10 protein-coding genes are annotated in these 12,968 nt (G+C 61.8%); 9 read left to right on the top strand and 1 reads right to left on the bottom strand.

Features of this window, described 5'->3' with window-relative positions:
• Positions 1–54: 54 nt before the first annotated feature.
• Positions 55–561 carry a hypothetical protein gene (locus IEW17_RS16995; RefSeq protein ID WP_229749082.1) on the bottom strand — a complete coding sequence of 169 codons (507 nt, stop codon included), beginning with the start codon at positions 559–561 and terminating at the stop codon, positions 55–57.
• Between the two features lie 278 nt (positions 562–839).
• Here IEW17_RS16995 and topA point away from each other — a divergent pair, with 278 nt between their 5' ends.
• The 9 genes from topA (at position 840) to IEW17_RS16950 (ending at position 12,893) form a co-directional block, all read left to right on the top strand.
• Positions 840–3,329 (top strand): type I DNA topoisomerase, encoded by a 2,490-nt coding sequence (gene topA, locus IEW17_RS16990; RefSeq protein ID WP_188563256.1) that lies wholly within the window; start codon positions 840–842, stop codon positions 3,327–3,329.
• Positions 3,330–3,400: 71 nt separating this feature from the next.
• Positions 3,401–4,288 (top strand): DUF4846 domain-containing protein, encoded by an 888-nt coding sequence (locus tag IEW17_RS16985; RefSeq protein WP_188563255.1) that lies wholly within the window; start codon positions 3,401–3,403, stop codon positions 4,286–4,288.
• Positions 4,289–4,402: 114 nt separating this feature from the next.
• Positions 4,403–5,119 carry a pirin family protein gene (locus IEW17_RS16980; protein ID WP_188563254.1) on the top strand — a complete coding sequence of 239 codons (717 nt, stop codon included), beginning with the start codon at positions 4,403–4,405 and terminating at the stop codon, positions 5,117–5,119.
• 11 nt (positions 5,120–5,130) lie between these two features.
• Complete coding sequence (locus IEW17_RS16975) at positions 5,131–5,841, top strand: pirin family protein (protein WP_188563253.1); 711 nt, start codon at positions 5,131–5,133, stop codon at positions 5,839–5,841.
• 171 nt (positions 5,842–6,012) lie between these two features.
• Positions 6,013–6,696: an SIR2 family NAD-dependent protein deacylase gene (locus IEW17_RS16970; protein ID WP_188563252.1), complete on the top strand. Its 684-nt coding sequence runs from the start codon at positions 6,013–6,015 to the stop codon at positions 6,694–6,696.
• 203 nt (positions 6,697–6,899) lie between these two features.
• Entirely contained in the window at positions 6,900–7,124 is a 225-nt protein-coding gene (locus IEW17_RS16965; protein WP_188563251.1) for a hypothetical protein, read from the top strand.
• A 257-nt stretch (positions 7,125–7,381) separates the two neighbouring features.
• Positions 7,382–7,936, top strand: a complete 555-nt coding sequence (locus tag IEW17_RS16960; protein WP_188563250.1) for a metal-dependent hydrolase — start codon at positions 7,382–7,384, stop codon at positions 7,934–7,936.
• A 68-nt stretch (positions 7,937–8,004) separates the two neighbouring features.
• Positions 8,005–11,745 (top strand): BamA/TamA family outer membrane protein, encoded by a 3,741-nt coding sequence (locus IEW17_RS16955; protein WP_188563249.1) that lies wholly within the window; start codon positions 8,005–8,007, stop codon positions 11,743–11,745.
• A 158-nt stretch (positions 11,746–11,903) separates the two neighbouring features.
• Entirely contained in the window at positions 11,904–12,893 is a 990-nt protein-coding gene (locus IEW17_RS16950) for a Ppx/GppA phosphatase family protein (protein WP_188563248.1), read from the top strand.
• Positions 12,894–12,968: the final 75 nt, after the last annotated feature.

The following is a 12,968-nucleotide window of genomic DNA, read 5'->3' as shown; positions in this document are numbered from 1 at the left end:
TTTTCTGGCTTTTGCGGTCCTTTTGCTGCGTAAAATACCCCCTGATGAGAAACCCTAAACAGGCTCTTTGCCTACTTCCAATACCGGCACGGCGATGGAGTCCACCAAACCGTTGATATTATTAACCATGTCGCGCCAGAAGCCGGCGGCTCCTTCGGCCGAGGCCCGAGCCTTGAGGTTACCCTCCACCCCCGCCACTTTCGAAATGCGCGATACTTCGCCTCCTACCCCGCCAATCATTTCCACCATGGAATTGTAGGCTTCGGCGATTTCGGCAAAAATGTCGTCGTTCTGCTTAGTGAGGCGCACCGACACGTCACCTTTTTTAAAGGCGTCGAGCGCGAAGAGCACCCGGTTGAGCTGGTCGTTGACGTAGCCGGGGTCCTGGGTGTCGACGGAACCACGCGAACCGCCTTTTTTACGGGTCAGGTCGTTGTTGGTCCGGACAACGTCAAGGGTCGAAATGGCCCCGAAGTCGCTCGAACCAGTGGTCGAATCGTCCACATTATCCACCGCGAGGACCTTACCTGTCTTGGTTTGCGGAGTCTTGGGGGAAGCCATAATAGATATAGAATTCAAACGGAGAAGAAGCAATCAAACGAAAGGCGAAGTACGGAGGTTGGGCGGGAATAAGCAAAGGTATCTGCCCAAGTCAAGCCAATGAACTACGCCAGGCCCCAGCCGTATTGGGAGGGCACCCGGCGGCTGAAATTCTGGCTCGATGCGCGCCCGCTGGGAATAATCCGGCATCTTTGCGGCCAATTTTAACATTTCGCGACAGCTGGCCGTTTCATTCACCCCGAGCTCTTCCTGCCTGCTGTCATCCCTTACCCGCCCACATGGTCAAGAATTTAGTTATCGTCGAATCGCCGGCCAAGGCCAAAACTATTGAAGGCTACCTCGGCCAGGATTTCGTGGTGCGCTCCAGCTACGGCCACGTACGCGACTTGCCGAAAGACAACAACGCCATTGATATTGCCAACGGTTTCAAGCCCACCTACGTGGTTTCGGCCGATAAGCGCGAGCTGATTGCGCAGCTGAAAAAACTTTCGAAGGAAGCCGAAACCGTCTGGCTAGCGAGTGACGATGACCGCGAAGGGGAAGCTATTTCGTGGCACCTGGCCGAAACCCTGAACCTGCCCGCAGCCAAGACGCGCCGCATCGTTTTCCGCGAAATCACCAAAAACGCCATCCTGGCCGCCATCGCCGCGCCGCGTACGGTGAACCAGGACCTGGTGAATGCCCAACAGGCCCGCCGCGTGCTCGACCGCCTCGTGGGCTTCGAGCTCAGCCCGATACTCTGGAAAAAAGTGAAGCCGGGCCTGTCGGCCGGCCGCGTGCAGAGCGTGGCCGTGCGCCTGGTGGTGGAGCGGGAGCGCGAAGTGGCCCACCACCTCTCGGCCAGCGCCTACCGCATCGTGGCCCGCTTCGATGCCGGCCGTGGCGCGGTGCTGGAAGCGGAGCTGCCCACTCGGTATAAGGTACGGGCCGAAGCCGAGGCTTTTCTGGAGCGTTGCGTAGGCGCAACTTATCAGATTGAGAGCCTCGATAAAAAGCCCGGCAAGCGCAGCCCGGCCGCGCCGTTCACGACGTCTACGCTGCAGCAGGAGGCTTCGCGCAAGCTGGGCTTCTCGGTGGCCCAAACCATGAGCGTGGCCCAGAAGCTGTACGAAGCGGGTAAAATCAGCTACATGCGGACGGACTCGGTGAACCTGTCGGGCGAGGCCCTGGCGGGGGCGCAGGCGACCATCACGGCCGCTTATGGTGCTGAATACCACCACACCCGCACGTTCAAAACCAAGTCGGCTTCGGCACAGGAGGCGCACGAAGCCATTCGCCCCACCGATTTCAGCACCATGAAGGCGGGCTCCGATGCGTCGGAGCAGCGGCTGTACGACCTTATCCGGAAGCGGGCCATGGCTTCGCAGATGTCCGAGGCCGTTATTGAGCGCACCACGGCCGTAATCGGCATCAGCACGCAGCCGGGCACCACGCTCACGGCGACTGGTGAGGTTATCACCTTCGAAGGCTTCCTGAAAGTGTATGCCGAGAGCAAGGACGACGAGGATGAGGACGACGCCAAAGACACCGAATCGAGCTTTTCGCGCGGCCTGCCGCCGCTCACCGTGAGCCAGAACCTGCCCTTGCAGCGCCTGAGCGCCACGGAGCGGTTTTCGTCGCCCCCGGCCCGCTACACCGAGGCTTCGCTGGTGAAAAAGCTGGAGGAAATGGGCATCGGCCGCCCTTCGACTTACGCCCCCACCATCAGCACGGTGCAGAAACGCGGCTACGTGGAAAAAGATACCCGCGAAGGCAAGGAGCGCAAGTTTCACGTGCTGACGCTGGATGACCGTACCGTGCAAACCGAAGTCAAGACGGAGAACTACGGGGCCGAAAAAGCCAAGCTGTTCCCGACCGATACGGCCATGGTGGTGAACGACTTTTTGGTGGCCCACTTCCCCGTGATTGTGGACTACCAGTTCACGGCCAGGGTGGAGGACGAGTTTGACCAGATTGCCAACGGCCACGAGGACTGGACGAAGATGCTGACCGGCTTCTACGGCAAGTTCCACGCGACCATTGAGGCCGGCCAGGACATTGACCGCAACACCTTGGGCGGCACCCGTGAGCTGGGCGTGCACCCCGAAACGGGCGAGCGCATTTCGGCCCGCCTGGGCAAATACGGCCCCTACGTGGCACTGGGCGACACCGATGGCGAAACCAAGCCCGCCTACGCCAACCTGCGCAAGGGCCAGTTCATCGAGAGCATTACGCTGGAGGATGCGCTGGAGCTATTCAAGCTACCGCGCATCGTGGGCCAGTTTGAGGAGAAGGACATGACGGCGGCGCTGGGTCGTTTCGGTCCGTACATCCGCCACGACAGCAAGTTTTTCTCCCTCACCAAGGAGCAGGACCCGCACACCATCACTGCCGAAGAAGGCGTGACGCTCATTGAGTTGAAGCGCAAAACCGACGCGGAGCGCCTCATCAAGGCCTTCCCCGAGAACCCCGATATTCAGGTGCTGAACGGCCGCTTCGGCCCGTACATCGTGGCGGGCAAGAAGAACGTGAAGATTCCCAAGGGCGAGGAGCCCACCGAGCTAACGCTGGAGCGCTGCCAGGAGCTGGCCGATGCCACGCCCGATAAGCCCGCCAAAGGCGGCCGCTTCGGTAAAAAAGCCGCCCCTGCCAAAGAGGAAAAAGACACGGACAAGCCCGCCAAGAAAGCTCCTGCGGCCAAAAAACCAGCCGCCAAAAAAGCCACGGCCGCCAAGAAGCCCGTTACCAAGAAGGCTGCGGCCAAGAAGCCGACTGCCAAGGTAAAATAAGCAGCCGTTACCCGCGTTAGAACCACCGAAAGAGCCCGCGCCCCGCGGGCTCTTTTTTGCGCCCGGGTTCTATGAATAACGTTCGATTACTTCTACCGCTGGCGGCACTGAGCCTGCTGATGGGTTGCCCGGCTGGCACACCGGCAGCTCAAGTCCAGGCCCAACCACGGCGGGCGGTGGTGCAGCCCGGTGGCCTCTCCTACCCTTGGCTGACGCAGCCGGGGCCGGTTGGGCAGTCGTTAGCGGCCCGCTTTCCGGCACCGGCCGGCTGCCGGCGCGTGGCGGTGGCGGCGGGCTCCTGGGGCGAGTGGCTGCGCTACCTCCCGCTGCGGCCCGCCGGCAGCAAAGCCCGCCTCTACAACGGCACGCCCAAAGCCCGGGCCGAGGTGGTGGCCGCCGTGGTCGACATCGACGCGGGCACCCAGGATTTGCAGCAGTGCGCTGATGCCATTATTCGGCTGCGGGCCGAGTACCTGTTCAGCCACGACCCCAATAAGGTGCATTTTCATCTCACCACGGGCTACGACTTCTGGTTTTCCGACTACGTGGCCGGCAAAACTTTCAAGGTGCGCGGCGAGGACGTAACACCCGCCAGCCGGCCGGCCGAAGCCCCCACTCATGCGGCCCTGGCCCGCTACCTCGTTCCCACGTTCGGCTACGCGGGCACGTTGTCGCTGAGCCGGGAACTGCGGCCCGTGCCGCTGGCGGCAGTGCAGCCCGGGCAGGTCCTCATCCACGGCGGCGCGCCCGGCCACGCCGTGTTGGTGGTGGATGTGGTGGAGAACCCCGCAACGCACGAAAAATTTATGCTGCTGGCTCAGAGCTATATGCCAGCCCAGGATATTCACGTTTTGCGCCCCGACTGGAATGCCAGCCCGTGGTTTCGGGTCGATGCGGAGGCCAGTATTGTGGGTACCCCGGAGTGGTCCTTTGCCCCGGATGAGCTGGCGCAGTTTTGAGTGCGGCAGTCAGTTGGGAACAACGACGGCGAAACAATTTTGGCCTAAGCAATGTATAGACATTAAATGTACATACATTTGTATTAGTCATTCACCTCCGTCGCTGCTTTCATTATGGCCAACACCGTTCTGCACCTCGCCAATACCCGTGGCCACGCCAATCATGGCTGGCTCAATTCTTTTCATACGTTCAGCTTCGCCGGGTACAATAACGCCGAGCGCATGCATTTCGGCGCGTTGCGCGTGTTGAACGACGACTCCGTATCCGGCGGTATGGGCTTCAGCAAGCACCCGCACGACAACATGGAGATTATCTCCATCCCGCTCTCCGGCGACCTGGAGCACCAGGACTCGATGGGCAACAAAACCGTTATCCGCCAAAATGATGTCCAAGTGATGAGCGCCGGTACCGGCGTGGCTCACTCCGAGAAAAACCACAACCACCAGCAGGAAGTGAAATTCCTGCAAATCTGGGTGTTCCCGAATAAGCGCGGCGTCCAGCCCAACTACGGCCAGCAAACCTTCGCCCCGGAGGCTCGCCACAACCAGCTGCTGCAAGTAGTATCGCCCGGCGGCGACGGTACCAACCCGCATATCCAGCAGGATGCCTGGTTCCATATCGGCAACCTAGACCAGGGCTTCGCCACCGACTACACCATCAAAAAATCCGGCAACGGCGTCTACGCTTTCGTGCTGGAAGGTGATGTGACCATCAACGGCCAGGCCCTGCACCGCCGCGACGGCTTCGGCATCTGGGAAACCGATAAGCTGGCCATCAGCGCCGACAGCAACGCCGAGCTGCTGCTGATGGAAGTACCCATGGAATTTTAAGTTTTGAACGCATGAAAACCCGCCTCACCCGCGCCGCCGACCGCGGCCTCAAAGACATCGGCTGGCTGAAAAGCTACCTCTCGCTTAGCTTCGGCCCCTACCCCGACCCCGAGCGCAGCGGCTTCGGCCTGCTCCGCGTCTTCAACGACGACGTGGTGCAGCCGGGCGGCGGCTTCGGCATCCACGGCCACGCCAACATGGAAATCATTTCGGTGATGCTGGCCGGCAGCATGAACCACAAGGACACCCTCGGCTACACCGAAGTGGTGCACCAGGACTGGGTGCAAATCATGAGCGCCGGCACGGGCCTGCGCCACGAGGAGCACAACGTGGGCGATACCGACGTGAATTTTCTGCAAATCTGGATTGAACCCAAGCTCCAGAACGTGGGCCCGCGCTACCAGCGCCGCCAGTTCCCGGAAGCCAAGCGAGCGAACCAGCTGACCACCGTCGTGAGCAACGAAGAAGGCCAGGCCCACTGCTGGATTAACCAGAACGCCAAGCTCTCCCTCGGCTACTACACCGAGGCCCAAACAGTGGACTACACCTTCAAGCCGCTAAATAAGCTGCTGTTTCTATTCGTCATCAGCGGCTCCGTGGCAGTGGCCGGCCAGGCGGTAGGCCCCCGCGACAGCCTCGGCATCTGGGAGACGGATAATGTGAGCATCGAAACCGCCGCCGACACGCGCTTCCTGCTGATTGAATGCCCGATTAACCACTAATCGGGCTGAAGAGATTTTCTCAAAACGTAATGCCGAGCGCCGCCGAGGCATCTCGCGGGCAGCAGTAATCCAATCGACCGGATTTACTATTGCCTGCGAGATGCCTCGGCGGCGCTCGGCATGACGTTCTTATCTTTCTACCCACTACTTATTACTCACTTCTCCCCACCCATGAAACACCTCGTTGTCCTCACCGGGGCCGGCGTCTCGGCCGAGTCCGGCATCCGCACCTTCCGTGACACCAACGGCCTGTGGGAAGACCACCGCGTGGAAGACGTGGCCTCGCCCAAAGGCTTTGCCCGCAACCCCGCGCTGGTGCTCGATTTCTACAACCAGCGCCGCGCCCAGGCCCGCACCGTGCAGCCCAACGCCGCCCACCTGGCCCTGGCCGGCTTCGAGGAGCAGCCCGGCTGGCGCGTCAGCATCATCACCCAGAACGTGGACGACCTGCACGAGCGCGCAGGCTCCACCACCGTGCTGCACCTGCACGGCATGCTGAACCAGATGCGCTCCGTGGCCGACGAAACCACCGCCTACGACTGCCCCGGTGATATCAACGTCGGCGACCTCGCCCCCGATGGCGCCCAGCTGCGTCCCCACATCGTGTGGTTCGGCGAGATGGTACCCGCCATCGAAGACGCCGCCGAAACCGTGGCCACCGCCGATGCCCTGCTCATCGTGGGCACTTCGCTGCAAGTCTACCCGGCCGCGGGCCTGCTGCACTACGCCCCCGCCACCTGCCCCGTCTTCGTCATCGACCCGCACCAGCCCGAAGCCGGCCGGCGTGGCGTGCGCTACGTGGTGGAGCCCGCCAGCACCGGCGTAGTCAAGGTGCTGCGGGAGCTAGCCGGGTAACTGGGTTGGTAATCAGAATAAAGCCTGTCATGCCGAGCGCAGCCGAGGCATCTCGCTCGGAGTAGTATGCCAATTGGCCAGGTTTACTATTGCCCGCGAGAGGCCTCGGCTGCGCTCGGCATGACGGGCTTTTTTAGCACAACCGGCTTACATATTATCATCGCGCCTTCCCCAAATCCCCCCCCAGCTTCTACCTTCGCGGCATGTACAAGATTATCACCAAATACACCCTGCTCGGCCTGCGGCACGAAAACGACCTGGCTTCCCACACGCACAACATGGTGCTCAAGCCCGTGCCAGAGGCCCCGGACAGCTTCGCAACGGAGCAGGCCGCCTTCGACTGGGCCCTCGGCAACCACGACGACCTGCGCCACCACCCCGAATTTGTGGTGCTACCGGTGCACCACATGGTGCTCAGCGACTCTTAAGTCGGTGCCCCCTGCTCCCGGCCGCGGTTTTTGGCGCGAGTTCTGGCCCAAGGCACTTATTGTGGTGGCGATAATTGTTGGGCTGTCCCTGCTTGAACGGTGCGGCATCATTCGCCGCTGGTGAAACCCCTGGCAACACAGGCAGTAGCTTCCCTACCCTGGGCAGAAAAGCATGGCCGCGTCTTTGCGTCCGCATCTTAGCGCAGGCCTGGGCCCCAGCCACCTCGTTTAGCCCGCCCCTTCCATCACCTCCTGTTATGGCTTCCGCATTCGGCCACGCCGCGCTGGGAGCAACCCTCGGCAAGCTCCTGCTCCCCAACCGTCGCTACTGGCCCTGCTGGGTAGCGGCCGCCTGCTGCGCGGCCCTGCCCGGTGTGGACGCTCTCGGCTACCGCCTGGGCGTGCCGTATGACAGCATATGGGGCCACCGTGGGCTGACGCATTCGCTGCTGGCCGCCGCCGTAGTAGCCGCTGTGGGCACCGCCCTCGCCCAGCTGGCAATTCTGAAGAGGCGCCCCCCGGCCGGTCGGCTGGCCCTGCTGCTTTTCCTGGCCACTGCTTCGCACGGCCTACTCGACGCCATAACTACCGGCGGCCTGGGCGTAGCCTTCTTTAGCCCCTGGGACTTAAAACGCTACTTTTTTGGCCTGCGCCCCATTAGGGTTTCGCCCACTGGCATCAAGGCATTTTTTGACGGGCGCGGGCTGCGGGTACTGGCCAGTGAGGCCCGCTGGGTAGGGCTGCCGTGCGTGGCGGCGCTGTGGTGGCAACGCCTCGCTGGGCGTCGGGCACCAGCCCGGAGCACCTATTAGCCAGCAGAAACCCGCTCATCTGCTACCTTATGCTACTTTCTGCGTAAGTCAGCGCACACACATTCTCTATGCGCCCACTATTTCTTTCTGCGCTGGCGGCGCTCGGGCTTACCACTGATACGCTGGCTGCCCAAACCACTCCTCCTGCTCACACCGTTTTTTTGCTGGGCAATACTGCCCAGACCGATTTGCCACCCGCCCGCCTGAAGCTGCTGCGCCAAACGCTGGAACAGCAAACCGGCCCCTTCACCGTGGTGCACCTGGGCGATATCGTGGGCAATACCGGCCTGATGGCTAAAGGCGACACTGCGATTGCCCAGACCGAGCGCACCCGCGCCGATGCGCTGATAGCGCTGGTACGCGGCCTGCCGCAGGGCAAAATCTACTTCCTGCCCGGCGATAAAGATTGGGCCAACTCCGGCCCCGACGGCCTCAAGGCCGTGCGCCGCCTCGAGAAGTACATCGAGAAGCAGCTGCCCGGCCAGAACGCCTTTATCCCGACCAACGGCTGCCCCGGCCCCGAAGTAGTGGACGTGGCCCCGCTGGTGCGCTTGGTCGCCATCAACACGCCGTGGTTCACCCATCCCTTCGACCGCCCCGAAGCACCCGACACCGATTGCAAGACCCTCACCAAGGAGGAATTTCGGGAGCAGCTGCAGGACCTGATTGACGAAACAAAGAACAAAAACGTGCTGGTGCTGGGCCACCACCCGGTTGTCAGCAATGGCGTGTACGGCGGCCCGCAGCCCCTTTCGCGCCACCTAAGCCCGCCGGTGCTCGGCACCATCTACGCGGCCTACCGCCAGAACGTGGGTACCCCGCGCGACCTCGCCAACCCACGCTACCAGGAGCTGCGCAAGGAGCTGCTGAACACGCTGCAAAGCAACCCCGGCGTCATCTACGCCGCCGCCCATGATTATAGCCTGCAAGTGACGCCCTTCCAAGGCAACTACCATGTGGTGAGCGGCAGCTTCGCTAAAAGTGAGCACGTGGGAGTTCAGGGCACGTCGCTTTACAGCGAACGCGAGGAAGGCTACACCACACTGGAATACTTTGCCGACGGCACTGTGAAAACGCACGTATTCACGTTCGGCCGCAACGACCAGCCCGCCAAAGACGCTTTCGCCGCTACCCTGTTCCGCTCGGCCTGCGTAGAGGCGGCCGACCAGAAAGCGCCCGCCAATCCGTTCATCACCAACTGCCCCGGCGCGACGCGCACCGCCGCCGAAGCCAGGTCTGATGCCCCTTTCCAGGCCACGACCACTGTGGTGCCCGGCCCGGAATACAAACCCACCGGCAGCAAGCGCTTCTTTATTGGCGACAACTACCGGTCGTCGTGGTTGCAACCGATAGTTGTAAAGACGTTGGATTTGAACACCGAGAAAGACGGCCTGCGCCCCACCGGCAAGGGCGGCGGGCGCCAGACGACCTCCCTCAAGCTCATCGCGGCCGACAGCTCGGAGTACGTTTTTCGCTCCGTGGACAAGGACGTAACCAAAATACTGCCGCCCGAGTTGCGCAACTCCATCGCCTCTGATATCCTGCGCGATGTCACGGCCACGGCCAACCCGTATTCGAATCTGCCCATCAGCTATATGCTGGACCAGACGGATATCCTGCACGCCCGGCCCCGCCTGTTTCGCCTGCCCGACAACCAACAGCTCGGCGCGTACCGTGAGCAGTACGCCGGCTTGCTCGGCACCCTCGAAGACAGCCCCAAGGACCCCAAGCCCAACCTGCCCGGCTTCGGCGGTTCCGATGAGGTGACGCGCAGCTTCGGCCTGTTCCGCAAGCTCTACAAGGACCACGACAACCGCGTGGATGCCCCGGGCCTGGCGCGGGCCCGCGCCTTCGATATGCTGGTGGCCGACTTCGGCAAGCACGAAGACAACTGGAAATGGGCCGGCTACAAGCAGAAAGATGGCGGCACGCTCTACCGCCCCATCCCGCGCGACCGCGACCAGAGCTTCACCCTCTGGAATGGCTTCCTCACCTCCCTCGCCAACCGCGAGTGGGCGGTGCCCAGCATCGAGGGCTTCCAGACCGATTTTCAGGACATGAAAAGCCTGAACTGGCCCGCCCGTCACCTCGATAGATTCCTGCTCCAAAACCTCAGCCGCGAGCAGTGGCAGGAGACTGCCAGGTACCTGCAAGGCAAAATCACGCCCGCCGTCATCGACGAAGCCACGGCGCAGCTACCCGCTGAAATTCAGCGCTTATCCGCAAAATATATCAACCGCAAGTTGAAGTCCCGCATCCAGCAATTACCCAAAGCTATTGACGAGTATTACCTGCTGCTGGCCCAGCGCGTCGATGTGGTCGGCTCCAACAAGGGCGAGGTTTTCCTGGTGAACCGCACCCCCGATGGCTTGGTGCGTGTGCAGCTATTTGACCGCGCCGGCGACACCGAAAACCCCAAGGGGTCAGCCCTATTCGACCGTACGTTCAAGCCCAACGAAACTGATGAAGTATGCCTGTACGGCCTCGGTGGCCGGGACATTTTTACCGTAACCGGCGACGGCGGTAAGCGCAGTGTGCTGGTGCGCGTCATCGGCGGCGATGGCAAGGACCGCATCGCCGACAACTCCACGGCCACCGGCCTGCGCGCCCGCACCAAAATCTACGACCTACCCGATACCGACATGAAGCTGGGTTCCGAATCGGACAACCGGACCAGCACCTGCCCCGGCGTGAACGAGTACGACCGGGAGCAGTTCGAATTCGACTCCTACCGCCCCAGCGTTTCGCTGTTTTACAATGCCAACGACGGATTCGGCGTCGGCGCCGGCATCACGTTCCTGCGTCAGGGTTTCCGCAAGCCCGGCTACAAGAATATGTACAAGTTCGACGTGCAGGGCAGCGCCAACGGCCTGCTGCAGCTCACGGCCAGCACCCGCCACCGCTACGCCATCGGCAAAATCGACGTGGGTGCCGAGGCCCGCGTGGGCAGCTACTTCCCCTTCTACCGCTTCTTCGGACTGGGCAACAACACGGGCTTCGACCAAACCGCGTACGACAACAAGTTCTACAACGCCCGCTACCGGGGCTACACCCTCAATGCCTTCTTGGAACGCACGTTCTTCCAGCGCAGCGTCATTCGGGTGGGTCCCACGTTCGAGAACTACACCAGCAGCTTCGCCGACAACAGCTACCTCGGCACCGTCAACACCCGCCCCGTGGACGTGCGCCCCAACACCAGCCCCCAGCGCCTACTGGGCCTGAATGGCGTGTTCGACCTCGACCTGCGCAACCGCCCCAGCTTTGCCCAGCGCGGCGTCCGCATCCGGGTGCAGCACGATAGCTACACCCAGCTAAGCGCCAACCTCGACAGCGCCCGCACCAAGAAATCCACTTTTGGCCTCACCCAAGCCTTCGCCGAATACTACGGCACGGTGCGGGTTGGCATCCCCATCACGCTCGTCGTGAAAGGCGGCGGGGCCAAAAACTACGGCCCCGACGCGGCCATTCCCTTCTACAAATTCGCCAGCATCGGCCAGAATGAAGGCCTGCGCGGTCACTACCGCAACCGCTTCAGCGGCGACGCTGCCCTGTACTACAACACGGAGTTGCGCTTCGCGCTGGGCCAAGTCAGGAACGGCTTCCTGCCGTTTTACTACGGCGTGTTCGGATTCTACGACCAGGGCCGGGTGTACTACGAAGGCGCTTCGCCCGGCGGCTGGCACACCGGCTACGGGGCCGGCTTCTACATTTCTCCGGTGGTTGAAACCCTGGCCCTGGCCGTTTCCTACCAGAAGTCGGCAGAAAGCAACCTGATTCAGGTCGGCATCGGGTTCCGGCTTGATAAGTAACCGTTCATTCCTTGCTGATGTCCCAACCAGACGGGTCAGTTGTTCATCTCAATGTTTGGAATGAGAGCACTGCATAGTGCAAAGTGCAAACCCGTCGAACCCGTGCCGCAATCACCTTATCTTTGCCCTTCCTGCCGCCATACACCTTTGCTTCCTGCATGAATTTTCCCCTCCGTAAGCTCGCTGCCATTGACATTGGGTCCAACGCCGTGCGGTGCCAGATATCGGCAGTATTGTATTACGAGGGACGCTACCGCCTCAAGCGCGTGGAGTACGTGCGCTTCCCCATGCGCTTGGGCGAAGACGTGTTTGCCACCGGCAAAATTTCGCCGGCCAAGGAAGAGAAATTCGTCAAGTTCCTGCATTCCTTGCGGCTGCTGATGGAAGTGCACGACGTGGCCCATTACCTCGTGTGCGCCACCTCGGCCATGCGCTCGGCGGCCAATGGCGCGGCCATCGCGGCCCGGGTGCGCGAGGAGCTGGGCATGGAAATCAAGGTCATTGACGGAGAGGACGAAGCCTTCTACATCAACCGCGTCATCGAGCACGTGCTGGAGGACAAGCGCCACTACCTGCACATCGACGTAGGCGGCGGCAGCACCGAGTTCAACATCTACCACGACCGCCGCAAGGTGGCCGCGCAGTCGTTCGAAATCGGCTCCATCCGCCGCATGCAGCAGGAGGAAAGCGGCGAAGCCGGTACCGAAGCCCAAACCGAGCTCTGGGCCCGCATGGAAGCCTGGGTGAAGGAGAATGCCCGTAAATACCACGTCACACGAGCCATCGGCACGGGCGGCAACATCAACAAAATCTACAGCCTTACCGCCGCCGCCCCCGACAAGCACATCACCCGGCGCAGCATCGAGGCCACCCTCAACCGCCTCTCCGGCCTGAGCATGACCGAGCGCGTGAACGTGGCCATGCTCAACCCTGACCGCGCCGACGTCATCATCCCCGCCGGCCACATCTACCTTTCGGCCATGCAGTGGGCCAACATCAACACCATGGTCGTGCCCGACATCGGCCTGAAAGACGGCATGCTGCAGGCGCTGTTCGAAGAATTCTTCGACGAGATGAACGCCGAAGGCGGCCACCCCGCCAAGCTCCCGGTGCCCGACGTGCAAAACCATCCGGCCGAAATAGAGTAAACCGCATCAACAAAAAGCCCCGATTCGCGAATGATTCGGGGCTTTTTGTTGATGCGTGGTCCAGGGTACGCCAAG

Source organism: Hymenobacter frigidus (assembly GCF_014640435.1).
In the GTDB taxonomy this organism is placed as follows: Bacteria; Bacteroidota; Bacteroidia; order Cytophagales; family Hymenobacteraceae; genus Hymenobacter; species Hymenobacter frigidus.
This window is presented reverse-complemented; position numbering and strand designations above follow the sequence as displayed.

Bases quoted from the DNA above. Each gene is read 5' to 3' on its own strand.
- IEW17_RS16995 (WP_229749082.1), bottom strand. From the start codon at position 561: ATGGCTTCCCCCAAGACTCCGCAAACCAAGACAGGTAAGGTCCTCGCG.
- topA (WP_188563256.1), top strand. From the start codon at position 840: ATGGTCAAGAATTTAGTTATCGTCGAATCGCCGGCCAAGGCCAAAACT.
- IEW17_RS16985 (WP_188563255.1), top strand. From the start codon at position 3,401: ATGAATAACGTTCGATTACTTCTACCGCTGGCGGCACTGAGCCTGCTG.
- IEW17_RS16980 (WP_188563254.1), top strand. From the start codon at position 4,403: ATGGCCAACACCGTTCTGCACCTCGCCAATACCCGTGGCCACGCCAAT.
- IEW17_RS16975 (WP_188563253.1), top strand. From the start codon at position 5,131: ATGAAAACCCGCCTCACCCGCGCCGCCGACCGCGGCCTCAAAGACATC.
- IEW17_RS16970 (WP_188563252.1), top strand. From the start codon at position 6,013: ATGAAACACCTCGTTGTCCTCACCGGGGCCGGCGTCTCGGCCGAGTCC.
- IEW17_RS16965 (WP_188563251.1), top strand. From the start codon at position 6,900: ATGTACAAGATTATCACCAAATACACCCTGCTCGGCCTGCGGCACGAA.
- IEW17_RS16960 (WP_188563250.1), top strand. From the start codon at position 7,382: ATGGCTTCCGCATTCGGCCACGCCGCGCTGGGAGCAACCCTCGGCAAG.
- IEW17_RS16955 (WP_188563249.1), top strand. From the start codon at position 8,005: ATGCGCCCACTATTTCTTTCTGCGCTGGCGGCGCTCGGGCTTACCACT.
- IEW17_RS16950 (WP_188563248.1), top strand. From the start codon at position 11,904: ATGAATTTTCCCCTCCGTAAGCTCGCTGCCATTGACATTGGGTCCAAC.